Consider the following 26,705-nt stretch of genomic DNA (forward strand, 5'->3'; position numbering starts at 1 on the left):
GGCGCGGGCTCACGCCCGCAGCCGAAGCCCGCGCGGGGTCGCGATGAAACCCGCTCCTTCCAGGAGAGCGCCGATGGGGGACGTGAGCGCCGAGGCGCCGTTGACGCGTTCCACCGTGACCGTGCCGAGGGAGCCCGCGCGGGCCGCGGCAGCGAGGGCCTCGGCGGCGGTCCGCAGGCGGGGGTCGTCGGAGGGACTGCCGTCCGGGTCCGCGGGCCACGCCAGCAGGGTCTTGCCGCCACGCTCCATGTAGAGCGTCAGCTCCCCGTCGACGATCACGACCAGGGAACCCGCCTTGCGGCCCGGCTTGTGCCCGGCGCCGGTCGGGGGCTCGGGCCAGGGCAGGGCCGCCCCGTACGCGTTGGCCGGATCCGCGGCGGCCAGGACGACCCCCCGGGAGGCGGGGTCGGGGCGGTTGCGGCGGCCGGGGAAGCTGGGGTCGAAGGGGGCGCGTCCGCCGGTCTGCCACGGCGGGGGCGCTTGCGGGGCGAAATCCCGGGGGGAGATGTAGTCGCCCGGTGCCGCAGGGTGGGGGGCCGGGGTGTCGAAGTCGCTGTCGAGTCCCGGGAAGCCGTCCTGCCAGGGATCGATCTGTCCGGTGTGGTCGGCGGTGGACGGGTCGAAGCCGTTCGGCTCGGGGGAGGCGTCGGAGTAGCGGGGGTCCTGGACGTCGGGGGCGGGGTACGGCGTGGAGCCGCCGAAGGCGTCCGGGGCCCTGGTGCCCGGTGCCGAGCCGTTGGGCGCGCCGGGCGGGGAGCCGTACGGTGTGCCCGGCGTCGGCGTGGGGCCGTACGGTGTGGGCGACGAGGGCGCCGGGCCGGGGAGGTCCTCGCCCCGGTCACGGGCGTTCGCGACCGCGCGCAGGCGGTCCACGGCGCCGTCCATCGCGAACTGGGCGGCACCCAGGCCCTCCACCACATAGCCGCGCCGGGCCTGGCCGCTGTCCTCGAAGGCGGACAGGATGCGGTACGTCGCCGAGAAGCCGCCCTCGACGCCCTCCGCGGCGACGGCGCCCCGGGTCACCACGCCGTGCCGGTCGAGGAGCGTGCGGGCCAGCGCGTGGGCGCGCACCGTGGCATCGGCCTCCCGCTCGGGCAGCAGTGACCAGCGGCCGGCGACGGTCGGCGGGCCACTGCGGGAGGCGGGGCGCGCGGCGGCCGTCAGCGAGCCGTAGCGCCCGCGCGGGACGGCGCGCTTGGCCCGGTGGGCCGTGGAGCCCGCGGTGCGGCCCGAACCCAGCAGGGAGCGCATGGGGGTGAGGGTGTCGTTCGTCAGGTGCCCCGACCAGGCCAGGTCCCAGAGCACGTCGGCCAGTTGGGGATCGGTCGCGTCGGGGTGGGTGGTGGCGCGGACCTGGTCGGCGATCTGGCGGAAGAACAGGCCGTAGCCACCGGAGAGGGTGTCCAGGACGGACTGGTGCAGCGCGGTCAGTTCCAGGGGGTGCGCAGGCGGCAGGAGCAGTGGGGCGGCGTCGGCCAGGTAGAGAGAGACCCAGCCGTCCTTGCCGGGCAGGGAGCCCGCTCCGGCCCACACCACCTCCCCGGCTGAGGTGAGCTCGTCCAGCATCGCCGGACTGTAGTTCACCACCCGGGACGGCAGGACCAGCTTCTCCAGGGCCGAGGCGGGGACGGACGCGCCCTGCAACTGCTCGACGGCGCGCACCAGCCCGTCGATGCCGCGCAGCGAGTGCCCCTTGCCGATGTGCTGCCACTGCGGGAGGAACTGGGCGAGCGCGGGCGGCGGCACCGGCTCCAGTTCGTGCCGCAGGGCGGCCAGCGAACGGCGGCGCAGGCGCCGCAGGACGGCCGCGTCGCACCACTCCTGGCCGATCCCGGCCGGATGGAACTCGCCCTGGACGACCCGCCCGGTCGCCGAGAGCCGCTGAAGGGCGCCCTCGGTGACCGCCACGCCCAGGCCGAAGCGGGCCGCCGCCGTGGCCGACGTGAACGGACCGTGGGTGCGGGCGAAGCGCGCCAGGAGGTCGCCGAGCGGGTGCTTGACGGGTTCCATGAAGGCTTCCGGGACGCCGACCGGCAGCGCCGTGCCGAGCGCGTCGCGCAGGCGGCCCGCGTCCTCGATCGCCGCCCAGTGGTCGGCGCCCGCGACCCGGACCCGGATGGCGCGGCGGGCACCCGCCAGCTCCCGCGCCCACTGCGGCTCGGCGCCCCGCTCGGCCAGCTCGGCGTCCGTGAGCGGACCGAGCACACGCAGCAGGTCGGCGACGCCCTCGGCGTCCTTCACACGGCGGTCCTCAGTGAGCCACTGCAGCTCCCGCTCCAGCTCGGCCAGCACCTCGGCGTCGAGCAGTTCGCGCAGCTCCGCCTGGCCGAGCAGCTCGGCCAGCAGCCGCGAGTCCAGGGAGAGGGCGGCGGCGCGGCGCTCGGCGAGCGGGGAGTCCCCCTCGTACAGGAACTGGGCGACGTACCCGAACAGGAGGGAACGCGCGAAGGGGGACGGCTCCGGGGTGGTGACCTCGACCAGGCGCACCTTGCGGGACTCCAGGTCGCCCATCAGCTCGACGAGCCCGGGGACGTCGAAGACGTCCTGGAGGCATTCCCGGACCGCCTCCAGGACGATCGGGAAGGAGCCGAACTCGCTCGCCACCTGCAGCAGCTGGGAGGCGCGCTGGCGCTGCTGCCACAGCGGGGTGCGCTTGCCCGGGTTGCGGCGCGGCAGCAGCAGCGCGCGGGCGGCGCACTCGCGGAACCGGGACGCGAACAGGGCCGAGCTGCCCACCTGGTCGGTGACGATCTGGTCGACCTCGCCCTTGTCGAAGACGACGTCCGTCGCGCCGAGTGGAGCCTGGTCCGCGTCGTACTCCGTGCCGGCCTTCATCGGTTCCTGGTCGAGCAGGTCCAGGCCCATCAGGTCGGCGTCCGGCAGGCGCAGCACGATGCCGTCGTCGGCGTGCATGACCTGCGCGTCCATGCCGTAGCGCTCGGAGAGCCGGGCTCCCAGGGCGAGCGCCCACGGGGCGTGCACCTGGGCGCCGAACGGGGAGTGCACGACGACGCGCCAGTCGCCGAGCTCGTCGCGGAAGCGCTCCACGACGATCGTGCGGTCGTCCGGGACGTGACCGCAGGCCTCGCGCTGCTCGTCCAGGTAGGAGAGCACGTTGTCGGCCGCCCACGCGTCCAGGCCCGCCGCGAGCAGGCGCAGCCGGGCGTCCTCCTTGGGCAGCGAACCGACCTCGCGCAGGAACGCGCCCAGCGCGCGGCCCAGTTCCAGCGGACGGCCCAGCTGGTCGCCCTTCCAGAAGGGGAGCCGGCCGGGGACGCCCGGCGCGGGGGAGACCAGGACGCGGTCGCGCGTGATGTCCTCGATGCGCCAGGAGCTGGTGCCGAGTGTGAAGACGTCTCCCACCCGGGACTCGTACACCATCTCCTCGTCGAGCTCACCCACCCGGCCGCCGCCCTTCTTCGGGTCGGCGCCCGCGAGGAAGACCCCGAACAGCCCGCGGTCGGGGATCGTGCCCCCGGAGGTGACGGCGAGGCGCTGCGCGCCAGGGCGGCCCGTGATCGTGCCGGCGACCCGGTCCCACACCACGCGCGGGCGCAGCTCCGCGAACGCGTCGGACGGGTAGCGGCCGGCGAGCATGTCCAGCACCGCGGTGAACGCGGACTCGGGGAGCGAGGCGAAGGGCGCGGCGCGGCGGACCGTGGCCAGCAGGTCGTCGAACTGCCAGGTGTCCATCGCCGTCATCGCCACGAGCTGCTGAGCGAGGACGTCCAGGGGGTTGGCGGGGACCTTCAGCGCCTCGATGGCGCCGGTGCGCATCCGTTCCGTGACGACCGCGGCCTGGACGAGGTCGCCGCGGTACTTGGGGAAGACGACGCCGGTGGACACCGCGCCGACCTGGTGGCCCGCCCGGCCCACACGCTGCAGGCCGGAGGCGACGGAGGGCGGGGACTCGACCTGCACCACCAGGTCGACCGCGCCCATGTCGATGCCGAGTTCGAGACTGGAGGTGGCGACCACGGCCGGGAGGCGGCCCGCTTTCAGGTCCTCCTCGACCAGGGCCCGCTGCTCCTTGGAGACCGAGCCGTGGTGGGCGCGGGCGATGACGGGCGGGGCACCCTGGGCCGCGCCCGAGCCGCCCATGAGCTCGGCAGGCGCGTGGTGCTCGTCGAGGGTTTCGCCGGTTGCGCGTTCGTACGCGATCTCGTTGAGGCGGTTGCACAGGCGTTCCGCGAGGCGGCGGGAGTTCGCGAAGACGATTGTGGAGCGGTGGGACTGGACGAGATCGGCGATGCGCTCCTCGACGTGCGGCCAGATCGACGGGCGCTCCGCGCCTTCCGAGCCGTCGGCGACCGGCGAGCCGCCCAGTTCCCCCATGTCCTCCACGGGGACGACGACGGAGAGGTCGAATTCCTTGCCCGACTCCGGCTGGACGATCTCCACCTTGCGGCGCGGCGAGAGGAAGCGGGCGACCTCGTCGACCGGGCGGACCGTCGCCGAGAGGCCGATGCGGCGGGCGGGCCTGGGGAGGAGCTCGTCGAGGCGCTCCAGGGTGAGCGCCAGATGCGCGCCGCGCTTGGTGCCGGCGACGGCGTGCACCTCGTCCAGGATCACCGTCTCGACGCCGGTCAGCGCGTCGCGCGTGGCCGACGTGAGCATCAGGAACAGTGATTCGGGGGTGGTGATGAGGATGTCCGGCGGGCGGGTGGACAGGGCGCGGCGCTCGGCGGCCGGGGTGTCGCCCGAGCGGATGCCGACCTTCACCTCGGGTTCGGGCAGGCCCAGGCGCACGGATTCCTGGCGGATACCGGTCAGGGGGCTGCGCAGGTTGCGTTCCACGTCGACGGCCAGGGCCTTCAGCGGAGACACGTAGAGGACGCGGCAGCGCTTCTTAGGGTCGGCCGGCGGCGGGGTGGAGGTCAGCTGGTCGAGCGCCGCGAGGAAGGCCGCCAGGGTCTTGCCCGAGCCGGTGGGCGCCACGACGAGCACGTCCGAGCCCTCACGGATGGCCTGCCACGCGCCGGCCTGGGCCGCGGTGGGCGCGGAGAAGGCACCCGTGAACCAGCCGCGGGTCGCGGGGGAGAAGCCGTCCAGGGCTCGGTGCGCGTTGCTGACCATGCGTCCATCGTGCACCCCGGCACTGACAACGGGCGGTCGCGGGATCCGTCGGCAGCTGCCCCGGGCGCCTGCTCACCGCACCGCGCTCGCCGCATCGGGTCCGGTGACAATGGCCGTATGGCGGATTCGGGCAAGGAGCGCGCTCGGCACTGGCAGTACGACGAGCTGCCCGGTGTCGATCTGCTGCGCGCCCGCTACATCCGGAAGACGTTCGTGCGGCACACGCACGAGCACTTCGTGATCGCCGCCATCGCCGACGGGGTGGAGGTCTTCCATCACGGCGGGGGCGATCAGTACGCGGGTGCCGGGGCACTCGCGCTGGTCAATCCGGACACACCGCACACCGGGCGGGCCGGTGTTCCGGAGGGGTGGCGGTACGGGGCCGTCTATCCGTCGCCCGAGGTGGTCGCCGGGATCGCGGCCGAGACGACGACTCTGCGCGGAACACCCGGGTTCGTCAGCCCGGTGTTGGACGACCCTTACACCGTGGGACTGGTGCACCAGGTCCTGCGCGCCGCCGACGAGGGGAACGCGCTGGCTGCCGACACGCTGCTGCGGGTCGCCGTGACCCGGCTGCTGCGGCTGAACGGCGGGCCGCTGCCGCGGCGGGACGTGCGGACGGCCGGCGCCCGGATCGCGGCACGCGCGCGTGCGGTGCTGGAGGAGCGGATGGCCGATCCGCCGACTCTGGAGAAACTGGCCGGGGAGTTCGGGACCAGCCCGTTCGCTCTGCTCCGCGCGTTCCGCGACGCCTACGGGATGCCGCCGCACACGTGGCTCACGGACGCGCGCGTGCGGCGGGCCCGGCGGCTCCTGGACACCGGCGTGACGCCGTCCGAGGCGGCCCTTGCCGTGGGCTTCACCGACCAGCCGCATCTGAACCGGCACTTCACCCGCAGCGTCGGGGTGCCTCCCGGGGCGTACCAGCGTGAGCGCAAGAACGTACAAGACGTGCGCGGACCGCTCTCGTAGCGTCCGGGGCGTGGCAGAACAGACAGCTCTCGCAGAGGTACGGGACAAGCCGGACCGTGCCGTCGTCCGGGACGCCCTCGGGGTAGGGGTCGCCGTAGGACTGTCCGGGTTCGCCTTCGGGGTGACCTCGGCCGGCAGCGGGCTCACGGTGGCGCAGACGTGTGCGCTCAGCCTGCTGGTGTTCACCGGGGCGTCCCAGTTCGCCCTGGTGGGGGCGCTCGCGGCCGGTGGCGGCCCGTTCACGGCGGCCGCGGGCGCCTTCTTCCTGGGAGTGCGCAACGCCTTCTACGGGCTGCGCCTGTCGCAGGTGCTGGCCCTCCCGCGCGCGGTGCGGCCGTTCGCGGCGCAGTGGGTCATCGACGAGACGGCCGCCGTCACGCTCGCGCAGCCGACCCGGCGCAGCGCGCGGATCGGGTTCCTGGTGACAGGACTGAGCCTGTACCTGCTGTGGAACCTCACCACGCTGCTCGGCGCGCTGGGGGCGGAGGCCCTCGGCGACACCGACGCGTGGGGGCTGGACGCCGCGGGGCCCGCGGTCTTCCTGGCGCTGCTCGCGCCGATGCTGCGGACCGGGCGGGCACGGGCGGTCGCCGGGCTCGCCGTCCTGCTCGGGCTCGGTCTGCTGCCCGTGCTGCCCGCCGGAGTGCCCGTGCTGGTGGCCGCGCTCGCGGCTCCGACCGTGCTGTGGGCGGAGGGGCGCCGCCGCGGGGAACGTGACGAGGCGGCCGGGGGTAAGCGTTGAACATCTGGATCGCGGTCGGTGTGACCGCTCTGGGGTGCTACCTCGTCAAGCTGGCCGGGCTGCTGGTGCCCGCCGGCGCCCTCGAGCGGCCTGTGGTGAAGCGGCTTGCCGCCCTGCTGCCCGTCGCGCTGCTCGCCGCCCTCACGGCCCAGCAGACCTTCGCCGACGGGCAGACGCTGGTGCTGGACGCGCGGGCCGCGGGGTTGGGCGCCGCTGCGGTGGCGCTGATGCTGCGCGCGCCCTTCCTGCTGGTCGTCGCGGCGGCCGTGGTGGTGACCGCGGGGGTTCGGGCCCTGGGATGACCACGGGGATGGGACCGTGGGATGACCGCGAGGGCGTGGGCCCTGGACGGATGACGATCAGGTGATGGGGCGGCCGTACGCCCTGAGGGTGAGCAGGGCCTCGATCGTCACCACGGGGCGTGCCTCCAGGGCGGGGGCCGGTGCCCACTGGCGCCAGCGGATCGGCCAGCCGCCGTCCTCCTGCTGTTCCGCCCTGAGGAAGTCCAGGGAACGGGCCATCTCGTCGTCCGTGAACCACGCGCGCGCCAGGGAGTGCGGCGTCCGCGCGTAGTCGTGGGGGAAGTGGTGCTCCCCGGGGGCGTAGCCGGGGGACACCGGGTACGCGGCGAGGTCGTCCGGGTCCAGGGCCGCGAGGCGGTGCTCGCGCACCAGGCGGCCGAGGCGGTCGGCGGCCGCCTCGGCGCGGGAACGGTCGGGGGCGGAGTCCAGGAAGGCGACGGCGGCCTCGATCTCGTACGGGTGGGACTTCTCCAAGGACTCGACGGTCTGCCAGCAGAAGTCCGTGGCCCGGAACAGCCAGGCGTGCCACACCTCGTTGCGGTGCAGCAGGCCCACCACGGGGCCGGTGCTCAGCAGGGCGCTGGGCGGGTCGTCCACGACCGGGACGAAGGGGGCCGCCGGATAGTCGCGCTGGCTGGGATGGATCGCGGGAAGGGCGCCGTCGGGTGTGGAGACGGACGTCAGATAGCGGCACAGGCGCTCCACGCGCCGGCCGTCGCAGCGCCCGATGGCGTCCAGGACACGCAGGGCGTGCGCGGTGTGCAGGGGCTGGCTGACGGGGCCGCGCAGATCGGGCTCCAGCGCGTGGCCGTACCCGCCGTCGTCGTTGCCGTAGGCGTCCAGCGCCGTCTCCACGGGGTCGGCGTCGCCGCCCCGGAAGTGGTGCGCGAAGAGACGCTGCTCCAGCACGCGCGCGGTGAGCCACACGAACCGCTCGGCCCGCGCGAGCGGGGTGTGCGCGGGGGGCGTCGGGGGGAGCGGGGAATCTCCTGTTTCGGCCATGCGACCAAACCGTAGGGCGGAAAGCGGTCTCGCAGCGGTCCCGGCCCAGGCCCACACCCGGGAGCGGGATACTGGGGGCATGCGGTTGACGGTCTTCTGGCAGCGGATGGCGGAGCACTTCGGTCCGGGCTACGCCGACACCTTCGCGCGCGACCACGTGATGACGGAGCTCGGCGGACGCACGGTGCACCAGGCCCTGGACGCCGGCTGGGAGGCCAAGGACGTGTGGCGTGTGGTGTGCTCGGTGATGAACGTGCCGCGGGAGAAGCGCTGATCGAGCACCAAGACAGCGGGACGGCGGTTGGCTGTCGGTGGTGTGGGCGAGACTTGACCCGTGGCACCCACTGACGAGTCCGGGCAGGCAGCCCCACACGCATCCCCGTTCGGCACCACGCCGCCCGCCGGGCCACCGGCCGACGGCACGGCCGGGCCGAGCGCCCGCATGCCGCGCTGGCTGCCGCGCGCCATGGTGCTCGCGCTCGCGCTCGTCGCGGTGTTCCAGCTGGGCAGCTGGGCCTTTCACCAGCTGACCGGCTTGCTGATCAACGTCCTCATCGCGTTCTTCCTGGCGCTCGCCATCGAGCCCGCGGTGAGCTGGATGGCCTCGCGGGGGATGCGCCGAGGACTGGCCACCTTCATCGTCTTCATCGGCGTGACGGTCGTGGCGGCGGGCTTCGTCACCCTGCTCGGGTCCATCCTGGCGGACCAGATCATCAAGATGGTCGAAGGCTTCCCGGCCTACCTCGACTCCGTGATCAACTGGATCAACACGCACTTCAAGACCGACCTGAGACGCGTGGACATCCAGGAGGGACTGCTCCGCTCCGACTGGCTGCGCAACTACGTGCAGAACAGCGCCACAGGCGTCCTGGACGTGTCCGCCCAGGTTCTCGGGGGCCTCTTCCAGATGCTGACGATCGCGCTGTTCTCGTTCTACTTCGCCGCGGACGGCCCGCGGCTGCGCCGGGCGCTCTGCTCCGTCCTGCCGCCCGCACGGCAGGCCGAGGTGCTGCGCGCGTGGGAGATCGCCGTGAACAAGACCGGCGGCTACCTCTACTCGCGCGGCCTGATGGCGCTGATCTCCGGCATCGCGCACTACGTCCTGCTGGAGATCCTGGACGTCCCGTACGCGCCCGTGCTCGCCGTGTGGGTGGGGCTGGTGTCGCAGTTCATCCCCACCATCGGCACGTATCTCGCGGGCGCCCTGCCCATGCTGATCGCGTTCACGGTCAACCCGTGGTACGCGCTGTGGGTGCTGATCTTCGTCGTGATCTACCAGCAGTTCGAGAACTACGTGCTGCAGCCCAAGCTGACCGCGAAGACCGTCCACATCCACCCCGCGGTCGCCTTCGGTTCGGTCGTCGCGGGCACCGCCCTCCTCGGGGCCGTCGGCGCGCTGATCGCCATCCCGGCGATCGCCACGCTCCAGGCGTTCCTGGGCGCGTACGTGAAGCGGTACGACGTCACGGACGACCCGCGCGTGCACGGTCACCGCAGATCGGGCGACGGCCCGGGCCTCTTCACGCGCGTGCGGCGACTGTGGGCCGGGCGGCCGGGGCAGGTACGGCCGGGTGGCCACGGCTCCGGGGAGGGCTCCTCCTGAGGGAGCCTGCTCAGGAGCGCGTGAGTCGGTGGGCCGCGCGGGTCGTCACTGGGGTTGCGCGGCTGGAGCGGGGGCGTAGAAGTCTGCGCGCCGAGTGGCTTCACGAGGCGGCGGGCCATCAGGCCTTGGCAAGCACCCTCTCGCTCTCCCGGTGCTGTGAGGTGCGCTTGACACAGAAATCGAACATCCATTCTTATGGAGGCTCCGGCGAGGCTCAACGGCGGGCGTTTCGATACGGTTTGAGTGGAGAAGTGCCCGAGTTATCCACAGCCGGACGTGCGTCGGGGCGCATTGTCAGTGGCAGGCGTTAGCGTCTTTGACGTGAAGCGATCGACTCAAGCAAACCGGGTGGAACCCATGGCAGGAACCGACCGCGAGAAGGCCCTGGACGCCGCGCTCGCACAGATTGAACGGCAATTCGGCAAGGGCGCGGTCATGCGCATGGGCGAGCGGTCGAAGGAGCCCATCGAGGTCATCCCGACCGGGTCGACCGCGCTCGACGTGGCCCTCGGCGTCGGCGGCCTGCCGCGCGGCCGTGTGGTGGAGATCTACGGACCGGAGTCCTCCGGTAAGACGACCCTGACCCTGCACGCCGTGGCGAACGCCCAGAAGGCCGGCGGCCAGGTCGCCTTCGTGGACGCGGAGCACGCCCTCGACCCCGAGTACGCGAGGAAGCTCGGCGTCGACATCGACAACCTGATCCTCTCCCAGCCGGACAACGGCGAGCAGGCCCTGGAGATCGTGGACATGCTGGTCCGCTCCGGCGCCCTCGACCTCATCGTCATCGACTCCGTCGCCGCGCTCGTCCCCCGCGCGGAGATCGAGGGCGAGATGGGCGACAGCCACGTCGGTCTGCAGGCCCGTCTGATGAGCCAGGCCCTGCGGAAGATCACCAGTGCCCTCAACCAGTCCAAGACCACCGCGATCTTCATCAACCAGCTTCGCGAGAAGATCGGCGTCATGTTCGGCTCCCCGGAGACCACGACCGGTGGCCGGGCGCTGAAGTTCTACGCCTCGGTGCGCATCGACATCCGTCGCATCGAGACCCTCAAGGACGGCACCGAGGCGGTCGGCAACCGCACCCGCTGCAAGGTCGTCAAGAACAAGGTGGCGCCGCCCTTCAAGCAGGCTGAGTTCGACATCCTCTACGGCCAGGGCATCAGCCGCGAGGGCGGCCTGATCGACATGGGCGTGGAGCACGGCTTCGTCCGCAAGGCCGGCGCCTGGTACACGTACGAGGGCGACCAGCTCGGCCAGGGCAAGGAGAACGCGCGCAACTTCCTCAAGGACAACCCCGACCTGGCCAACGAGATCGAGAAGAAGATCAAGGAGAAGCTGGGCGTCGGCGTGCGGCCCGAGGAGCCGGTCGCCGAGCCGGGCAAGGACGCCGCGGTCTCCGCCGCCCCGGCCGACGCCGCACCGGCGGTGCCCGCCCCGGCAGCGGCCAAGGCCACCAAGTCCAAGGCCGCGGCAGCCAAGAGCTGACCCGTGACCCGACGAACCGACTGGGCCGAGTACGAGTACGCCGCCTTCGGCGCCCCACGGGGGAGGGGCACTGAAGGCGACCCGTCCGCAGCCCCGGCCGCGGACGGTGGCGACGCCTACGAGGACGACGGGTGGTACGACACCTCCGGCGCGGACGGCGCCGAAGGTGAGGACTCGGGCGGTGCCCGGCGCCGTGGCCGAGGGACGCGCCGGGCGGCCGGCTCGCGCGGAGGCGGCTCGCGTGACGGCGGGTCGCACGGCGGGCGCGGGCGTCGCCGACGTGCTGTCGGCGAGGCGACCGCCGAGGACGGAGGCGCCTCCTCCTTGTCGAGGGCCGAGCAGGAGGAGCCTCCAGGGGACCCGGTCGAGCGGGCACGGGCGATCTGCCTGCGTCTGCTCACCGGGACCCCGCGGACCCGTAAGCAGCTAGCGGACGCCCTGCGCAAACGGGAGATCCCGGACGACGCCGCCGACGAGGTGCTGTCGCGGTTCGAGGAGGTCGGCCTCATCAACGACCGTGCCTTCGCGGACGCCTGGGTGGAGTCGCGGCACCACGGCCGGGGCCTCGCCCGACGCGCGCTCGCCCAGGAACTGCGCACCAAGGGCGTGGACTCCACGCTGATCGACGCGGCCGTCGCCCAACTCGACTCCGACCAGGAAGAAGCGACCGCACGCGACCTCGTCGACCGCAAGCTGCGCTCCACGCGCGGCCTCGACCGGGACAGACGCATCCGCCGCCTCGCCGGCATGCTCGCCCGCAAGGGCTACCCCCAGGGCCTGGCCCTGCGTGTCGTCCGGCAGGCACTGGAAGAGGAGGGCGAGGACGCGGACTTCCTCGACTACGGGGCTGACGACGAGGGGTGACCACGGGGAGGTGACTGCCTGACGACAGGGCGATGGCATCACGGGGACGTCACCGGCAACCCCGCCGCCCGCCAGGCCTGGAACCCCCCGACGAGATCGGTGGCCCGGTGCAGGCCCAGGCGGTGCAGGGACTCCGCCGCCAGGCTGGAGGCATAGCCCTCGTCGCAGATGACGACGACGCGCAGGGCATGGCTCGTGGCCTCGGGTGCGCGGCGAGCCCCGTCGGCGCCACCGGTCACAAGCCCGTCAGGACGAGCCCGCCGAGACGCCCGCGCCGGCCTCCGCCCGCGCCGGGCCGCCCAGCGTCGCCTCCGCCGCCGCGTACAGATCGGCCGGGCGTACGCCGCTCAGCGCGGTGACCAGATGGCCGTCGGGACGCACGAGAAGGACCGTGTGCGCGGCCGCCCCCGGATAGCGCTCGGCGACCAGCAGTTCGGCGGGGTGCGGCAGGGCGGCCACCGCCGCGGCGAGCCGGGGCATGATCCCGGCGGACACCCAGTGCCGGCGCTCCCAGACGCCCGTGCCCGGCGCGATCAGCAGCACGAGCAGCGCGCCGCGGCCGAGCCGGTCCCGCAGTTGGACGAAGGAACCGTCCTCCGCCGTGACCCGTACGTCGGCGACCTGCGCTCCGGGCGGTGTGCCGACGGGCACCTCGCCGTCGAGGCGCCGGGGCGCGAGCGGGGAGTCGGCGTACGCCCCCGGCGCGCCCAGCGATCCATGCCCCAGGTGGCCGTCGCTGAGCAGCGCGTCGTGGTTGCGGGCCGATCCGGGGACGTAGGAGCGCAGGTTCCCGCTGCCGCGCAGCAGCGGCAGCACCTGGTCGGCGGCCCGCAGCCGGGCGGCGACCACCGCGCGCCGCTCCGCCTGGTAGCTGTCGAGCAGCGCCTCCTGCGGGCCGTGATGCCAGGCCAGGGCCAGCTTCCAGGCCAGGTTGTCGGCGTCCCGCAGCCCCTCGTCCAGCCCGTGCGTGCCCAGCGCGCCGAGCAGGTGCGCCGCGTCCCCGGCGAGGAACACCCGCCCGACCCGCCAGCGGCGTGCCAGCCGGTGGTGGACGGTGTGGACGCCGGTGTCCAGGAGTTCGTACGAAGGTGTCGCGTCGCCGGTCCAGCCGGCGAGGGTCTCCCGGATCCGGGCCAGCAGCAGTTCGGGGGTGACCAGGTCCTTGCCCGGCGGCAGCAGCCAGTCCAGGCGCCACACGCCGTCGGGGAGGGGACGGGCGGTGATCTCCCCGGCCGAGGGACCGGACGTGCGCCAGGGCGGCATGCGGTGGAGCAACGCCTCGTCGGTCCACGGCAGTTCCGTACGCAGCGCGGCCACGGCGTGACGTTCCACCGCCGTACGGCCGGGGAAGCGGATGTCCTGGAGCTTGCGGACCGTCGAGCGGGGGCCGTCGCAGCCGACCAGGTAACTGCCACGCCACCACGTGCCCTTGGGGCCGCGGGTGTGGGCGGTGACGCCCGAGGTCTCCTGCTCGACGGCGTCCAGACGGCTGTCGGTGGCCACCTTGACGAGCGGCTCGCCGGAGAGGGCCGCGCGCAGGGCGCCGGTCAGGACGTGCTGGGCGATGTGCAGCGGCGCGGGCTCGGTGTCGTCGAACGCGACCTCGCGCATCACCTGCTTGCGCCGCATCGACCGCCATCCGGCCCAACGGGTTCCGGGCCCGCCCAGGCGGACGCCGGTGAGCCGTTCCATGAGCGCCGCGGTCTCCTCGCGCAGGACGACGGTGCGCGCGGGGCGCTGTTCGTCCTTGCCCGGTCCCTCGTCGAGGACGACGGACGGCACTTCCTGACGCGCCAGCGCCAGTGCGAGCGTGAGCCCGACGGGCCCCGCTCCGACGATGATCACCGGATCCACGGCGCGGCGCCCCCTGCCCGTGGTGACGTCATGAGGAACGCAGCTGAACAGGAAGGTGGAGCAGGGTGCACGATCACAGAACGTATGCAACCTATTGCCGGTGCTTGCGTCAAGCGACGGACGAGCCGGTGCGGCTGTGTCAGTGACCCGGTCGGGGAAGCGGTCGGTGTTCCCGGCCGCGACGACGAAGGGGCAGTGGCGATCGCGCCACTGCCCCTCGCATTGTGATCGCTTGACCCGTGTCAGGTGGTGCCACCCTCGGTCTTGGCATGACCACCGATCTCGGCTGCGTTGAGGTCATCGACCTCCTCGGCGCCGACCACCGCACCCGTGCTGCGCTTGCTGCGGCGCAGCCTGGCCTCCAGCCAGGAGGCGAAGGAGGTGAGGATGAAGTTCAGGATGATGTAGATGACCGCCACCACGATGAAGCTGGGAATCACGTTCGCGTAGTTGGCCGCGAGCGTGGCGCGCGTGCTGAGCAGCTCGGTGAACCCGAGCATCACGCCGCCCAGCGCCGTGTCCTTCACGATCACGACCAACTGGCTGACGATGGCGGGCAGCATGGCGGTGACTGCCTGCGGCAGCAGGATGTTGGTCATCGTCTGGGTCTTGCGCAGGCCGATCGCCATCGCGGCCTCCGACTGCCCCCTCGGCAGGGACAGGATGCCCGCGCGGACGACCTCGGCGAGGACCGAGGCGTTGTAGAGCACCAGGCCGGTAACGACCGCGTACATGGGCCGCACGTCACTGGAGATGTCCGTGGAGCGGACGTAGAACTCGTTGGCGAACAGCATCAGCAGCAGCACGGGGATCGCCCGGAAGAACTCCACGACCGCGCCGGCCGGAATGCGCACCCAGCGGTGGTCGGAAAGGCGTGCGATGCCGAGGACGGCGCCCAGCGGGAGCGCGATGACCATGGCCAGCACCGCGGCCTTCAAGGTGTCGGCCAGGCCCGGCAGCAGGTACGTCGTCCAGGCCTCGGACGTGGTGAAGGGCCTCCACAGGGACCACTGCATCTGCCCCTTGTCGTCCATCGTCTGCCAGACCCACCACAGCAGCAGGGCGAGCAGGACGAAGAAGACCACCGAGAGGAGCAGGTTGCGCCGCTTGGCCCTCGGGCCAGGGGCGTCGTAGAGAACGGAGGTCACCGCTTCACCGCCAGTCGCTTGCTCAGCCAACCGAGGATCAGGCCGGTGGGCAGGGTCAGTACCACGAATCCGAAGGCGAAGATCGCCCCGATGAGCAGCGTCTGTGCCTCGTTCTCGATCATTTCCTTCATCAGGAGGGCGGCCTCCGCCACGCCGATCGCGGCTGCCACGGTCGTGTTCTTGGTCAGGGCGATGAGCACGTTGGCCAGCGGGCCGATGACGGACCGGAATGCCTGCGGCAGCACGACGAGACGCAGAACCTGGCTGAAGCTCAGCCCGATGGCGCGGGCCGCTTCGGCCTGTCCGACGGGCACCGTGTTGATGCCCGAGCGGATGGCCTCGCACACGAAGGCCGCGGTGTAGGCGACGAGGCCGAGGACCGCGAGGCGGAAGGCCTTGGCCTCGAAGTCGTCGGGCGCACCCATGGTCACGCCGAAGATGTTGGCGAGGCCGAGGGACGTGAAGACGATGATGACGGTCAGGGGGATGTTCCGGACGATGTTCACGTAGGCGGTGCCGAATCCGCGCATCAGCGGAACCGGGCTGACCCGCATGGCCGCCAGCAGGGTGCCCCAGATCAGGGAGCCGATGGCCGAGAAGACGGTGAGCTGCACCGTGACCCAGAAGGCGCCCAGCAGGGTCGGGTTGTCATAGTCAGAAAGAAAGTCGAACACGATCTCCCGCGCTTCCGGGTGTGTGGCATACGTGGCGGACGTGCCGCGCCGCCGCCGGAGAAGCGACGGGCGGCGGCGCGCCTGCGGATCCCCGCTGCGACCGCGGGGATCCTGCGTCGGCGGAGTCCCGCGTTACTGGACGATCTGGCCGATCTTCGGGGCTTCCTCGTTCTTGTAGTTCGCCGGCCCGAAGTTCTCCGTGACGGCCTTGTTCCAGGAGCCGTCGCTGACCATCTTCTCCAGGGCGTCGTTGATCTTGTTCACGGTCGCGGTGTCGCCCTTCTTCACACCGATGCCGTAGTTCTCGTTGCTCAGCTTGAGCCCGACGAGCTTGAACTGCCCCTTGTACTGGTCCTGCGCCGCGAAGCCGGCGAGGATGGCGTCGTCCGTGGTCACGGCGTCGAGGGCACCGCTCTGCAGACCCGCGATGCACTCCGAGTAGCCGCCGAGCGTCTGCAGCTGAGCCTTCGGCGCGATCTCGTTCTTGACGTTCTGCGCCGAGGTGGAACCGGTCACCGAGCAGAGCTTCTTGCCGTTGAGGTCGGTTCCCTCCTTGATGTCGGAGTCCGCCTTGACCAGCAGGTCCTGGTGGGCCAGCAGGTAAGGACCGGCAAAGTCGACCTTCTGCTTGCGCTCGTCCGTGATCGAGTAGGTGGCCGCGATGAACTTCACGTCCCCACGGGCCAGCGCGTTCTCACGGTCGGCGCTCTTGGTCTCGACCCACTCGATCTGGTTGGGCTCGTAGCCCAGTTCCTTGGCGACGTACGTCGCCACGTCCACGTCGAAGCCGGAGAAGGATCCGTCCGGCTCCTTCAGGCCGAGGCCGGGCTGGTCGTACTTGATCCCGATCTTGATCTTGTCGCCGCCGCCGGAGCCCGAGCCGCCGTTCGAGTCGCCGCCGTTGTCACCACCACACGCGGTAGCGGTCAGAGCGAGGACGAGAGCGGTGGCGGACGCCGCGGTGACCTTGCGGAACTTCATGGTGAACATCCTTTGCCGTGAAGAGAGAGCCGTCGATGAATAGCGTCGATGAAAGCCGTTGATGCGGGTGACGCTGGTCGTCGCGGGGCGCGACGGGCGCCGTCAGTGGTGCAGGATCTTGGACAGGAAGTCCTTGGCGCGGTCGCTGCGCGGATTGCTGAAGAACTGGTCGGGCGCAGCCTCCTCGACGATGCGGCCGTCGGCCATGAACACCACGCGGTTTGCCGCCGATCGTGCGAAACCCATCTCATGGGTCACGACGATCATGGTCATGCCGTCGCGAGCGAGCTGCTGCATGACCTCCAGAACCTCGTTGATCATCTCCGGGTCGAGAGCCGAGGTCGGTTCGTCGAAGAGCATGACCTTCGGCTCCATGGCCAGGGCCCGCGCGATGGCGACGCGCTGCTGCTGACCACCGGAGAGCTGTGCCGGGTACTTGTCGGCCTGTGCGCCGACGCCCACCCGGTCGAGCAGGGCCCGGGCCCGCTCCTCGGCCTGCGCCTTGTCCTTCTTGCGGACCTTGATCTGGCCCAGCATCACGTTCTCGAGCACGGTCTTGTGCGCGAAGAGGTTGAAGGACTGGAAGACCATGCCGACGTCGGCCCGCAGCCGCGCCAGCTCCCTGCCCTCGGCGGGCAGCGGCTTGCCGTCGATCGATATCGTCCCGGAGTCGATCGTCTCCAGGCGGTTGATGGTGCGGCACAGGGTGGACTTGCCGGACCCGGAGGGTCCGATGACGACGACGACTTCTCCGCGGGCGATCGTCAGGTCGATGTCCTGGAGAACGTGCAACGCGCCGAAGTGCTTGTTGACGCTCTTCAGGACGACCAGTTCGCCGGTCGCGGCCACGTCTTCCTTGGCCACCGATACTTCGGTCATCGCTCTCAGGCTCCGTCCTCCTCGGTTTCGGAGGACAGTAGTAACCCTCTACGACCTGCGTCATTACTCTTGAGGGGAATCTGAGCATCACGATCCGATAGCAATCGGACACGTGTCGTAGCACTTGTCAGCAGGGCTCATATCGGCCGGATAACGGAAGCGACGCGCAACCGGAACCCTCTTGACGCCGTCCTCATCCATCAGCGTGACTGCACAAGGTGCACGCGCGCGCGTGCACGCCTTTTTGTACACACCCAGATCGTACGGCCGATGAACCGAAGGGGGCCCGGATGAGACTGCTGCTCGTCGAGGACGACAACCACGTCGCGGCAGCGCTGTCGGCGGTCCTGGCGCGGCACGGTTTCGACGTCACTCACGCGCGCAGCGGTGAGGAGGCACTCCAGGCCCTCGTCCCCGAGGGCAACGGCTTCGGCGTCGTCCTCCTCGACCTGGGCCTTCCCGACCAGGACGGATACGAGGTCTGCGGCAAGATCCGCAAGCGCACCAGCACCCCGGTGATCATGGTGACCGCGCGTTCCGACGTGCGCTCCCGCATCCACGGCCTCAACCTGGGAGCCGACGACTACGTGGTGAAGCCGTACGACACCGGGGAGCTCCTCGCCCGGATCCACGCGGTCAGCCGCCGCACCGTCCACGAGGACCCGCAGAGCGGGAGCGAGACCGAACTGCTCCTCGGCCCCGTGCGCATCGAACTGCCGACGCGCCAGGTCAGCGTCGACGGTTCGGTCGTCCAGCTCACCCGCAAGGAGTTCGACCTCCTGGCCCTGCTGGCCCAGCGTCCCGGGGTGGTCTTCCGCCGGGAACAGATCATCAGCGAGGTGTGGCGCACCAGCTGGGAGGGGACCGGACGCACCCTGGAGGTCCATGTCGCCTCCCTGCGCGCCAAACTGCGGATGCCCGCCCTCATCGAGACCGTGCGCGGCGTCGGCTACCGGCTCGTCGCGCCCACCGGGTAGCGGGGCAGGGTGCGCACACGTCTGCTCCCGCTGCTCATCGTCCTGATGGCGGCCGTGCTGCTCGCGCTCGGCGTCCCGCTCGCCGTCAGCCTGGCCGGTGCCCAGCAGCAGAAGGTCGTGGTGGACCGGATCGACGACACCGCGCGTTTCGCGGCCCTCGCCCAGTTCGTCACCGAGACGCCCACCACGTCCCCCGCCGAGGCCACGAACGAGCGCAAGGAGACCCTGCAGAGCGAGCTCGACAGCTACTACAAGGTCTACGGCATACGGGCCGGTGTCTTCTACCGCACGGAACAGCCGATGGCCCACGCCCCGTCCTCCTGGCGCCTGCCCAAGACGGGCGAGGTGCGCGCGGCCTTCGCCGAGGCGCTGCTCAGCCGCCGCAGCCACGACCCCGAGCAGGTCTGGCCCTGGCAGCGGCGCACCCTGGTGGTGGCCTCGCCGGTCATCCGGGACGGCGACGTCGTCGCGGTCGTCGTCACCGACTCGCCGACCGGGCAGATGCGTTCCCGCACCCTGCGGGGCTGGCTGCTCATCGGCGCCGGCGAGAGCGCCGCGATGCTGCTCGCCGTCGGCGCCGCGCTGCGGCTGACCGGCTGGGTCCTCAAACCCGTACGGATCCTGGACGCCACCACCCACGACATCGCCACCGGGCGCCTGAAGTCCCGGGTCGCGGTGGCGAGCGGGCCGCCGGAACTCAGAAGGCTGGCCCGGTCGTTCAACGAGATGGCGGACAACGTGGAGAACGTGCTGGAGCAGCAGCGCGCCTTCGTCGCCGACGCCTCGCACCAGCTGCGCAACCCGCTCTCGGCGCTGCTGCTGCGCATCGAGCTCCTCGCCTTCGAACTGCCCGAGGGCAACGAGGAGATCGCCTCGGTCCAGGCGGAGGGCAAGCGCCTGGCGCAGGTCCTGGACGACCTGCTCGATCTGGCGCTCGCCGAGCACACCGACGCCGACCTGAAGATCACCGACATCGGCGCGCTCACCGCCGAACGGGTCGCGGCCTGGTCCCCGACCGCCGAGGCCAAGGGCGTACGGCTGGTGGGCACCTGCCCGCCCACCACGGCGTGGACCGACCCGGTCGCCATGTCCAGCGCGCTGGACGCGGTCATCGACAACGCGGTGAAGTTCACGCCCAAGGACGGGACGGTCGAGGTGACCGTCGCCTCCGACGGCGGCAGCTCGACCGTCGTGGTCACCGACACCGGCCCCGGCTTGACCGACGAGGAGCTGGCCCGCGTCGGAGACCGCTTCTGGCGCAGCGGCCGCCACCAGAACATCAAGGGCTCCGGCCTCGGCCTGTCCATCTCCCGGGCCCTGCTCGCGGCGGGCGGCGGCTCGATCGGGTACGACCACCACGAGCCGCACGGGCTGAAGGTGACGGTGACGGTACCGAGGTCGGCACCGGCAGCGTGAACCACCGGCAGCCGCCACGTACGACCGTTGCTGCGGCTGTCACGCCTCATAGCTCGGGTGCGGCCGTCATGGACCACCGTCGGTACGGCCGCAACGGACCACCGTCGGTCGGCCGTCAGCGACCGCCCTCGGGCACGGCCGTCACGGCTTGACCGAGCGGTAGTAGCGCCGGGCTCCCTCGTGCAGCTGAAGCGGGTCGGTGTAGATGGCTGTACGGACGTCGACCAGCTGGGCCGAGTGGACCCGATCGCCGATGCGGTCGCGGCTGTTGATCACGGTACGGGTCAGCCACTCGGTGATCCGGTCGTCCATGTCCTCCCGTGTCACCAGCAGGTTGGACACCGCCAGCGTCGGCACCGACTTGCCCTGCTGGACGGCCGGGTAGGCCGTCTCCGGCATGCTGGTCGCGCGGTAGTACCGCGTGGCACCGCCCCGGTCGTGCAGCTTGGCTACGAGGGAGGCATCGATCGGCACGAACCGCAAGGCGGACTTCTTGGCGAGCCCCTGCAGCCCGCCCGTGGGCAGCCCGCCCGACCAGAAGAACGCGTCCAGGCCGTGCCCCAGCCTCCTCGGACCGGTGTCGATGCCGTCCGACGAGGGGGTGATATCCCTCTCGGGGTCGATGCCGACCGCCTGGAGCACCGCGTTGGCGATCAGCCGGACCCCCGAGTCGGGCAGCCCTATGGCTACGCGCTTGCCCCGCAGGTCCGCGACGGAACGGATGTCGGAGTCGGGCGGGACGACGAGCTGCACGTAGTCGTCGTAGAGGCGGGCGACACCGCGCAGCCGGTCGGCACCGGCATGGTCTTCGAGCTTGTACGTCTCCACCGCGTCGGCCGCGGCGATGGTGAAGTCGGCCTTCCCGGTGGCCACGCGCTTGACGTTCTCCTGCGAGCCCGGGCTGGTCTGCAGCCGCACCTTCAGGTCCGGCATGTCCTTGCCGAGTTCCTTGCGCAGCAGGGCGCCGTACTTCTGATAGACCCCCGCGCGCGTGCCCGTGCTGAACGTGATCGACCCGGCCGGCGGTTCCTCGGCCCAGGGCCGCAGCCACCACAGCAGCAACCCGAGCACCACGACGCCGGCGGCCGCGCCCTGCAGGGCCCGGCGTCTGCCGATACGGGACAACACCTTGGACATGCGCGCGATCCTGCCAGCTCGTACGCCGCGCTGACCAGGGCGGGGGCACGGGGGCCCGGTCCTGCAGGGGCGGAGGTGAGCCCAAGGGAGCACCGGGAATGACTGTCACAGGCGGTCGCTACAGTCGCGGCATGAGCTCCTCGCCCGCCGACCTGGTCCGTGCCTTCCACCTCGCCTTCGGGCTGGACGCCCGCGACATACCCACCGAGGTCTCACCGGAACTGGCCGCCCACCGCGGCGAACTCCTCGCGGAGGAGGCCGCGGAGGTCGCCGAGGTATCGGTGCGGGGCCCGCTCGACAGGCTCGCCCACGAACTGGCCGACGTCGTCTATGTGGCGTACGGCACCGCCCTCGTGCACGGCATCGACCTCGACGCGGTGATAGCCGAGATCCACCGCTCCAACATGACCAAGCTGGGCCCCGACGGCCAGGTCACCCGCCGCGCGGACGGCAAGGTCCTCAAGGGCGAGCACTACGAGCCCCCGGACGTGTCGGGCGTACTGCGGCGGCAGGGGTGGGTGCCGGGCGCGGCTGAGTGACGGGGGGCATGCGCTGTGTGCCCTTCTGCCTCATTGCCGGTCTGGTACGGCACGTGGACCTGTCCGCGGGTGGCGGGCGGTCTGCGCGGTGGTGCCGTTGGGCTGCGCGTCCGCCCGCCGTTTCGCTGCTCCTCATCAGTGTCAGGACGGTCGAACGTCACCGCGCCGACCTGCTGCGCAAACTCGGCCTGCGCGACCGCCTGGAGGTCACCCGGTACGCGATCCGCGCGGGCCTGACCGACCCCTGAACCCGCCCGCCGCCGATATCCACAGGTGGCCCGAGCCACATCCGCCGACCGCCTACCCTTGTCCCATGAGCAGCATCGACCGGAGCCAGTCAGTGGGCGGCACGCGCACATACGAGGTACGCACCTACGGGTGCCAGATGAACGTCCACGACTCCGAGCGATTGGCCGGGCTGCTGGAGGACGCGGGCTATGTGCGCGCCCCCGAGGGCTCCGACGGCGACGCGGACGTCGTCGTCTTCAACACCTGCGCGGTCCGCGAGAACGCCGACAACAAGCTGTACGGCAACCTCGGCCACCTCGCCCCGAAGAAGGCCAGGCGGCCCGGGATGCAGATCGCGGTCGGCGGCTGTCTGGCGCAGAAGGACCGCGACACCATCGTGAAGCGGGCGCCCTGGGTGGACGTCGTCTTCGGCACGCACAACATCGGCAAGCTGCCCGTCCTGCTGGAACGCGCGCGCGTGCAGGAGGAGGCGCAGGTCGAGATCGCCGAGTCGCTGGAGGCGTTCCCCTCCACGCTGCCGACCCGGCGCGAGAGTGCCTACGCGGCCTGGGTCTCCATCTCCGTCGGCTGCAACAACACCTGCACCTTCTGCATCGTCCCCGCGCTGCGCGGCAAGGAGAAGGACCGCCGGCCCGGCGACATCCTGGCCGAGATCGAGGCCCTGGTCGGCGAGGGCGTCTCCGAGATCACCCTGCTCGGCCAGAACGTCAACGCCTACGGCTCCGACATCGGCGACCGCGAGGCCTTCAGCAAACTGCTGCGCGCCTGCGGGACGATCGACGGTCTGGAGCGGGTGCGCTTCACCTCCCCGCACCCGCGCGACTTCACCGACGACGTCATCGCCGCCATGGCCGAGACGCCGAACGTGATGCCGCAGCTGCACATGCCGCTGCAGTCCGGTTCGGACACCGTCCTCAAGGCGATGCGCCGCTCCTACCGCCAGGAGCGGTACCTGAACATCATCCGCAAGGTGCGCGAGGCCATCCCGCACGCGGCCATCACCACCGACATCATCGTGGGCTTCCCCGGCGAGACCGAGGAGGACTTCGAGCAGACGCTGCACGTGGTGCGCGAGGCGCGGTTCGCCCAGGCGTTCACCTTCCAGTACTCCAAGCGCCCGGGCACCCCGGCCGCCGAGATGGACGGCCAGATCCCCAAGAAGGTCGTCCAGGAGCGCTACGAGCGTCTGGTCGCCCTCCAGGAGGAGATCTCCTGGGAGGAGAACAAGAAGCAGGTCGGCCGCTCCCTGGAGCTGATGGTCGCCGAGGGCGAGGGCCGCAAGGACGGCACCACCCACCGCCTGTCCGGCCGCGCCCCCGACAACCGCCTGGTGCACTTCACCAAGCCGGAGCAGGAGATCCGCCCCGGCGACGTGGTCACCGTCGAGGTCACCTACGCCGCCCCGCACCACCTCCTCGCCGAGGGCCCCGTGCTGCACGTGCGCCGCACGCGCGCGGGCGACGCCTGGGAGAAGCGCAACGCCGAGAAGGCCGCCAAGCCGGCCGGCGTCATGCTCGGCCTTCCCAAGATCGGGGTGCCACAGCAGCTGCCGGTCGCCACGGGAAGCGGCTGCGGCTGCGACTGAGGTCCTGCCGCGCCACGGGGGCGACCGCCCGCTGCACCAGCTCTCCCACCCGGTCCACGGCGACGAGGCGACGCGGGCCGCTCCATCGAGGACGTCACCTCCGGGTTACGCTGCCGATCATGCTTGTCGCCGCCGCAGTCTGCCCCTGCCCGCCCCTGCTGGTCCCGGAGGTCGCCGCGGGCGCCGCACCCGAGCTGGACGCGGCGCGCACCGCGTGCACGGACGCGCTCGGCGTGCTCGCCGCCGCCCGGCCCGACCGGCTCGTGGTCGTGGGACCCGCGGACAGCGCCGGGCCCGAACAGTACCCGGAGGGCGCGCGGGGATCGTTCCGCGGTTTCGGCGTGGACGTGGACGTGCGCCTGGGCGCGGGCAACGACACGGGAGGCGAGCGGCGGCTGCCGTACTCCCTCGCCGTGGCGGCGTGGCTGCTGGAGCGGACCGGGTGGGCCGACGCCCCGATCGAGGGGCTCGCCGTGGGGGGACCTCTCGCGCCCGAGCGGTGCATCCAGATCGGCAGGGAGATCGGCGGGCGGCCCGAGCGGGTGGCACTGCTGGTGATGGGTGACGCCAGCGCGTGCCGCTCGCTCAAGGCACCGGGGTACCTAGACGAGCGGGCGGAATACTTCGACGCACAGGTGGCGCGTGCGCTGGGCACGGCGGACGTGACCGCGCTGGAGGCGCTGGACACCGAGCTGGCACGGGAGCTCAAGGTGTCGGGCCGGGCTCCGTGGCAGGTCCTCGCGGGCGCCGCCGGCAGCACGCCCCTCGACGGGGCACTGCTGTACGAGGACGCGCCGTACGGCGTGGGGTACGTCGTGGCGGCCTGGTCGTAGGAACCGGCGCTGACGGGCGGGCCGATTCGCCGGGACGGGCGAGCGGGAACCGCAGCGTCGGGGCGAGCCACACCGTAGCGACGGGTGGGCCGAATCGCAGGCGGGGGCGAGCCGCACCGTAGCGACGGACGGGCCGAATCGCGGAGGAAGGTGTGCCGAACCGCGGGGGCGCGTCGAACCGCACCGTAGCGACGGACGGGCCGAATCGCGGAGGAAGGTGTGCCGAACCGCGGGGGCGCGTCGAACCGCACCGTAGCGACGGACGGGCCGAATCGCGGAGGAAGGTGTGCCGAACCGCGGGGCCGCGTCGAACCGCACCGTAGCGACGGGTGGGCCGAATCGCGGGCGGAGGCGTGCGGAACCGCGGGGCCGCGTCGAACCGCCCCCGGCGACGGGGCGAGGGGAATCGCAGGCAGAGGCGTGCCCCACCGCGGAGACGGGCGCCGCACCGTGGCGACGGGGCGAGCGGAACCGCAGGAGGAGGCGAGCCGAGCCGCCGGGGCGGGCCGCACCGCGGCGACACTGCGGGCCGTACCGATGCCGGATACGGCGGACGGCCGGGAGCCCTCGTGCTCCGCGGCCGTCCGTCGATGCGCCGTTCAGGAAGTGGGCGGTGGCGCGGCCGGCGGTGTGGTGCCGCCCGTCTCCGGTCCGGTGTCGCCCTTGTGCGCGAGTCGGTCCATGGCCCCCTTGGCCCTGCCCGTGCCCTTCTGGATCCTGTCGCTGTACTTGCCCTTGGTCCTCTTGTCGACGACCTGGGCAGCCCTGTCCAGGCCGTGCTGGATCCTGTCCTCGTGCCGCAGCGCCAGGTCGGAGACCTTGGCCTTGGCCGGGCCCAGCTTGGCCTTCACGTTGTCCAGGAGACCCATGGTTCACCTTCCCTCGCGAGGCGGGTTACGCGCGGGCGCCCTCGCCGGCCTCGTTGTCGGCCGCCTCCTCGGTGGACTGCTGCCTGGGGATCTCGACTCCCTCGGTGCCGGTGCCCTGGGCGGAATCCGCCGTCGGCTCCGTCCCCGTCGTCCCCGCCGCCTCGGAGGAGGACCCCTTCGCCTCAGCCGCCTCGGACTTCTCCTCCGCCGCGGGCCCGGTTGCCGAAGTCTCGGCCGCGGCCTCGGTGGCCGGTGCCTCCCCCGTGGCCTTCGACCTCCGAAGAAGCCGTGCAAAAACGCCCATATCCACTCCAACGTTACTCGTGCGGGCGAAATCCCGCGTCGCCCGGTGCGTCCGTTTGCGCCGGCCGGGCCACCGCCTCTGTGATCCGGCGGCAGGAACCTCGCAACGGGCAACGACCTCGCGCCCGCACCGTCACGTAACTCGTTCGAGGTCACGGTGCGAGGTTTGCGAGACTGTGTCGGTGAGCAGTGCACCCCCCGCCCCCCGCGTCATCGCCGTCGTCGGACCGACCGCGGCCGGAAAGTCGGATCTGGGCGTTTTCCTGGCCCAACAGCTCGGCGGCGAGGTCGTCAACGCCGACTCCATGCAGCTCTACCGAGGGATGGACATCGGCACCGCCAAGCTGACGCCCGAGGAGCGCGGTGGCGTCCCCCACCACCTGCTGGACATCTGGGACGTGACGGTCACGGCGTCCGTCGCCGAGTACCAGCGCCTCGCCCGGCGGCGGATCGACGCGCTGCTCGCCGAGGGCCGCTGGCCGATCCTGGTCGGCGGCTCCGGCCTGTACGTGCGCGGGGCCGTCGACAACCTGGAGTTCCCCGGCACCGATCCCGAGGTCCGGACCCGCCTGGAGGAGGAGCTGGCGCTGCGCGGCTCCGGCGCCCTGCACGCCCGCCTGGCCGCCGCCGACCCGGAGGCGGCGCGCGCCATCCTGCCGAGCAACGGCCGCCGCATCGTCCGGGCCCTGGAGGTCATCGAGATCACCGGCAAGCCCTTCACCGCCAACCTCCCCGGCCACGACTCCGTCTACGACACCCTCCAGATCGGCGTCGACGTCGCCCGCCCCGAGCTGGACGAGCGCATCACGCGCCGGGTGGACCGGATGTGGGAGGCCGGCCTGGTCGACGAGGTGCGCGCACTGGAGGCGCAGGGGTTGCGCGAGGGGCGTACGGCCTCGCGCGCGCTGGGATACCAGCAGGTGCTCGCGGCGCTCGCCGGGGAGTGCACGCTGGAGGAGGCCCGGGCCGAGACCGTACGTGCCACCAAACGCTTCGCGCGCCGTCAGGATTCGTGGTTCAGGCGCGATCCGCGGGTGCACTGGTTGAGTGGGGCCGCGGCGGACCTCACGGAACTTCCGCAGGTCGCGCTGTCCTTGGTCGAACGACCGGTTACAGCCTGATCACGTCATGGCATCGGGACGTCCAGGCCGTCATCGAGCCCTGTCGTGCCGTGCCATCATCGAGCTTCGATCGACCAAGTGGAGTCCTAGTTGG

At 71.8% G+C, this 26,705-nt stretch carries 22 protein-coding genes and 3 pseudogenes; 14 read left to right on the forward strand and 11 right to left on the reverse strand.

What is annotated here, in order from left to right; translation table 11 throughout:
• Nucleotides 1-9: 9 nt before the first annotated feature.
• Nucleotides 10-5,076: an ATP-dependent helicase gene (locus ACFPZJ_RS11490; RefSeq protein WP_381020210.1), complete on the reverse strand. Its 5,067-nt coding sequence runs from the start codon at nt 5,074-5,076 to the stop codon at nt 10-12.
• 117 nt (nt 5,077-5,193) lie between these two features.
• Between ACFPZJ_RS11490 and ACFPZJ_RS11495 the strand changes: the two are divergent.
• The 3 genes and pseudogenes from ACFPZJ_RS11495 to ACFPZJ_RS11505 all read left to right on the forward strand — a co-directional run bounded on the left by ACFPZJ_RS11495 (nt 5,194) and on the right by ACFPZJ_RS11505 (nt 7,092).
• A pseudogene (locus tag ACFPZJ_RS11495) lies at nt 5,194-6,134 on the forward strand (AraC family transcriptional regulator).
• On the forward strand, nt 6,059-6,790 hold the full coding sequence (locus ACFPZJ_RS11500) for an AzlC family ABC transporter permease (protein ID WP_381020212.1): 732 nt from the start codon (nt 6,059-6,061) through the stop codon (nt 6,788-6,790). Before ACFPZJ_RS11495 ends, ACFPZJ_RS11500 begins: the two are co-directional and overlap by 76 nt.
• The gene (locus tag ACFPZJ_RS11505; RefSeq protein WP_381020214.1) at nt 6,787-7,092 is read left to right on the forward strand and encodes an AzlD domain-containing protein; all 306 of its coding nucleotides are present in this window, start codon (nt 6,787-6,789) and stop codon (nt 7,090-7,092) included. Before ACFPZJ_RS11500 ends, ACFPZJ_RS11505 begins: the two co-directional genes overlap by 4 nt.
• 57 nt (nt 7,093-7,149) lie before the next feature.
• On the opposite strand, the gene ACFPZJ_RS11510 is transcribed toward ACFPZJ_RS11505, so the two are convergent.
• Nucleotides 7,150-8,094, reverse strand: coding sequence for a hypothetical protein (locus tag ACFPZJ_RS11510; RefSeq protein WP_381020215.1), 945 nt, complete (start codon nt 8,092-8,094; stop codon nt 7,150-7,152).
• Between the two features lie 79 nt (nt 8,095-8,173).
• Here ACFPZJ_RS11510 and ACFPZJ_RS11515 point away from each other — a divergent pair, with 79 nt between their 5' ends.
• The 4 genes from ACFPZJ_RS11515 to recX all read left to right on the forward strand — a co-directional run bounded on the left by ACFPZJ_RS11515 (nt 8,174) and on the right by recX (nt 12,046).
• Nucleotides 8,174-8,368, forward strand: coding sequence for a DUF3046 domain-containing protein (locus tag ACFPZJ_RS11515; RefSeq protein WP_381020217.1), 195 nt, complete (start codon nt 8,174-8,176; stop codon nt 8,366-8,368).
• A gap of 60 nt (nt 8,369-8,428) precedes the next feature.
• Complete coding sequence (locus ACFPZJ_RS11520) at nt 8,429-9,697, forward strand: AI-2E family transporter (RefSeq protein ID WP_381020219.1); 1,269 nt, start codon at nt 8,429-8,431, stop codon at nt 9,695-9,697.
• 357 nt (nt 9,698-10,054) lie between these two features.
• Entirely contained in the window at nt 10,055-11,182 is a 1,128-nt protein-coding gene (gene recA, locus ACFPZJ_RS11525; protein WP_381020221.1) for a recombinase RecA, read from the forward strand.
• A 3-nt stretch (nt 11,183-11,185) separates the two neighbouring features.
• Nucleotides 11,186-12,046, forward strand: coding sequence for a recombination regulator RecX (gene recX, locus ACFPZJ_RS11530; RefSeq protein WP_381020222.1), 861 nt, complete (start codon nt 11,186-11,188; stop codon nt 12,044-12,046).
• Nucleotides 12,047-12,084: 38 nt separating this feature from the next.
• On the opposite strand, the pseudogene ACFPZJ_RS11535 reads toward recX, so the two are convergent.
• The 6 genes and pseudogenes from ACFPZJ_RS11535 to ACFPZJ_RS11560 form a co-directional block, all read right to left on the reverse strand.
• Nucleotides 12,085-12,267, reverse strand: a pseudogene (locus ACFPZJ_RS11535) (rhodanese-like domain-containing protein); the annotation flags it as partial.
• Nucleotides 12,268-12,292: 25 nt separating this feature from the next.
• On the reverse strand, nt 12,293-13,900 hold the full coding sequence (locus tag ACFPZJ_RS11540; protein WP_381020224.1) for an FAD-dependent monooxygenase: 1,608 nt from the start codon (nt 13,898-13,900) through the stop codon (nt 12,293-12,295).
• A gap of 242 nt (nt 13,901-14,142) precedes the next feature.
• Nucleotides 14,143-15,048 carry an amino acid ABC transporter permease gene (locus tag ACFPZJ_RS11545; protein WP_381020225.1) on the reverse strand — a complete coding sequence of 302 codons (906 nt, stop codon included), beginning with the start codon at nt 15,046-15,048 and terminating at the stop codon, nt 14,143-14,145.
• Nucleotides 15,045-15,722, reverse strand: a complete 678-nt coding sequence (locus tag ACFPZJ_RS11550; protein WP_381020227.1) for an amino acid ABC transporter permease — start codon at nt 15,720-15,722, stop codon at nt 15,045-15,047. The genes ACFPZJ_RS11545 and ACFPZJ_RS11550 overlap by 4 nt, the downstream gene beginning before the upstream one ends.
• Before the next feature lie 132 nt (nt 15,723-15,854).
• Nucleotides 15,855-16,703, reverse strand: a complete 849-nt coding sequence (locus ACFPZJ_RS11555; RefSeq protein WP_381020229.1) for a glutamate ABC transporter substrate-binding protein — start codon at nt 16,701-16,703, stop codon at nt 15,855-15,857.
• Nucleotides 16,704-16,805: 102 nt separating this feature from the next.
• Nucleotides 16,806-17,582 (reverse strand): amino acid ABC transporter ATP-binding protein, encoded by a 777-nt coding sequence (locus ACFPZJ_RS11560; protein ID WP_381020230.1) that lies wholly within the window; start codon nt 17,580-17,582, stop codon nt 16,806-16,808.
• Nucleotides 17,583-17,872: 290 nt separating this feature from the next.
• On the opposite strand from ACFPZJ_RS11560, the gene ACFPZJ_RS11565 reads away from it, so the two are divergent.
• Both ACFPZJ_RS11565 and ACFPZJ_RS11570 read left to right on the forward strand, forming a co-directional pair.
• Nucleotides 17,873-18,559 (forward strand): response regulator transcription factor, encoded by a 687-nt coding sequence (locus tag ACFPZJ_RS11565; protein ID WP_381020232.1) that lies wholly within the window; start codon nt 17,873-17,875, stop codon nt 18,557-18,559.
• A gap of 9 nt (nt 18,560-18,568) precedes the next feature.
• Nucleotides 18,569-19,975 carry a sensor histidine kinase gene (locus ACFPZJ_RS11570; protein WP_381020233.1) on the forward strand — a complete coding sequence of 469 codons (1,407 nt, stop codon included), beginning with the start codon at nt 18,569-18,571 and terminating at the stop codon, nt 19,973-19,975.
• 141 nt (nt 19,976-20,116) lie between these two features.
• Here ACFPZJ_RS11570 and ACFPZJ_RS11575 read toward each other — a convergent pair whose 3' ends face one another.
• The gene (locus ACFPZJ_RS11575) at nt 20,117-21,112 is read right to left on the reverse strand and encodes a TAXI family TRAP transporter solute-binding subunit (RefSeq protein ID WP_381020235.1); all 996 of its coding nucleotides are present in this window, start codon (nt 21,110-21,112) and stop codon (nt 20,117-20,119) included.
• Between the two features lie 131 nt (nt 21,113-21,243).
• On the opposite strand from ACFPZJ_RS11575, the gene ACFPZJ_RS11580 reads away from it, so the two are divergent.
• From ACFPZJ_RS11580 to ACFPZJ_RS11595, 4 genes and pseudogenes are all read left to right on the forward strand, one after another.
• Entirely contained in the window at nt 21,244-21,651 is a 408-nt protein-coding gene (locus tag ACFPZJ_RS11580; protein WP_381020237.1) for a pyrophosphohydrolase domain-containing protein, read from the forward strand.
• Between the two features lie 125 nt (nt 21,652-21,776).
• Nucleotides 21,777-21,899, forward strand: a pseudogene (locus ACFPZJ_RS11585) (LuxR C-terminal-related transcriptional regulator); the annotation flags it as partial.
• Between the two features lie 65 nt (nt 21,900-21,964).
• A complete protein-coding gene (gene miaB, locus ACFPZJ_RS11590) occupies nt 21,965-23,485 on the forward strand; it encodes a tRNA (N6-isopentenyl adenosine(37)-C2)-methylthiotransferase MiaB (RefSeq protein WP_381020239.1) in 1,521 nt (506 codons plus the stop codon).
• 119 nt (nt 23,486-23,604) lie between these two features.
• Nucleotides 23,605-24,318, forward strand: a complete 714-nt coding sequence (locus ACFPZJ_RS11595) for a class III extradiol dioxygenase subunit B-like domain-containing protein (protein WP_381020241.1) — start codon at nt 23,605-23,607, stop codon at nt 24,316-24,318.
• Nucleotides 24,319-24,917: 599 nt separating this feature from the next.
• Here ACFPZJ_RS11595 and ACFPZJ_RS11600 read toward each other — a convergent pair.
• Both ACFPZJ_RS11600 and ACFPZJ_RS11605 read right to left on the reverse strand, forming a co-directional pair.
• Nucleotides 24,918-25,187, reverse strand: a complete 270-nt coding sequence (locus tag ACFPZJ_RS11600) for an antitoxin (protein ID WP_381020243.1) — start codon at nt 25,185-25,187, stop codon at nt 24,918-24,920.
• Between the two features lie 25 nt (nt 25,188-25,212).
• Nucleotides 25,213-25,491 carry a hypothetical protein gene (locus ACFPZJ_RS11605; RefSeq protein WP_381020244.1) on the reverse strand — a complete coding sequence of 93 codons (279 nt, stop codon included), beginning with the start codon at nt 25,489-25,491 and terminating at the stop codon, nt 25,213-25,215.
• A gap of 181 nt (nt 25,492-25,672) precedes the next feature.
• On the opposite strand from ACFPZJ_RS11605, the gene miaA reads away from it, so the two are divergent.
• Complete coding sequence (miaA, locus tag ACFPZJ_RS11610; protein WP_381020246.1) at nt 25,673-26,611, forward strand: tRNA (adenosine(37)-N6)-dimethylallyltransferase MiaA; 939 nt, start codon at nt 25,673-25,675, stop codon at nt 26,609-26,611.
• Nucleotides 26,612-26,705: the final 94 nt, after the last annotated feature.

This window comes from Streptomyces bullii (assembly GCF_042657145.1).
Lineage (GTDB): Bacteria > Actinomycetota > Actinomycetes > Streptomycetales > Streptomycetaceae > Streptomyces > Streptomyces bullii.

Bases quoted from the DNA above. Each gene is read 5' to 3' on its own strand.
- ACFPZJ_RS11490 (WP_381020210.1), bottom strand. From the start codon at position 5,076: ATGGTCAGCAACGCGCACCGAGCCCTGGACGGCTTCTCCCCCGCGACC.
- ACFPZJ_RS11510 (WP_381020215.1), bottom strand. From the start codon at position 8,094: ATGGCCGAAACAGGAGATTCCCCGCTCCCCCCGACGCCCCCCGCGCAC.
- ACFPZJ_RS11515 (WP_381020217.1), top strand. From the start codon at position 8,174: ATGCGGTTGACGGTCTTCTGGCAGCGGATGGCGGAGCACTTCGGTCCG.
- recA (WP_381020221.1), top strand. From the start codon at position 10,055: ATGGCAGGAACCGACCGCGAGAAGGCCCTGGACGCCGCGCTCGCACAG.
- ACFPZJ_RS11555 (WP_381020229.1), bottom strand. From the start codon at position 16,703: ATGAAGTTCCGCAAGGTCACCGCGGCGTCCGCCACCGCTCTCGTCCTC.
- ACFPZJ_RS11560 (WP_381020230.1), bottom strand. From the start codon at position 17,582: ATGACCGAAGTATCGGTGGCCAAGGAAGACGTGGCCGCGACCGGCGAA.
- ACFPZJ_RS11565 (WP_381020232.1), top strand. From the start codon at position 17,873: ATGAGACTGCTGCTCGTCGAGGACGACAACCACGTCGCGGCAGCGCTG.
- ACFPZJ_RS11575 (WP_381020235.1), bottom strand. From the start codon at position 21,112: ATGTCCAAGGTGTTGTCCCGTATCGGCAGACGCCGGGCCCTGCAGGGC.
- ACFPZJ_RS11580 (WP_381020237.1), top strand. From the start codon at position 21,244: ATGAGCTCCTCGCCCGCCGACCTGGTCCGTGCCTTCCACCTCGCCTTC.
- miaB (WP_381020239.1), top strand. From the start codon at position 21,965: ATGAGCAGCATCGACCGGAGCCAGTCAGTGGGCGGCACGCGCACATAC.
- ACFPZJ_RS11595 (WP_381020241.1), top strand. From the start codon at position 23,605: ATGCTTGTCGCCGCCGCAGTCTGCCCCTGCCCGCCCCTGCTGGTCCCG.
- ACFPZJ_RS11600 (WP_381020243.1), bottom strand. From the start codon at position 25,187: ATGGGTCTCCTGGACAACGTGAAGGCCAAGCTGGGCCCGGCCAAGGCC.
- ACFPZJ_RS11605 (WP_381020244.1), bottom strand. From the start codon at position 25,491: ATGGGCGTTTTTGCACGGCTTCTTCGGAGGTCGAAGGCCACGGGGGAG.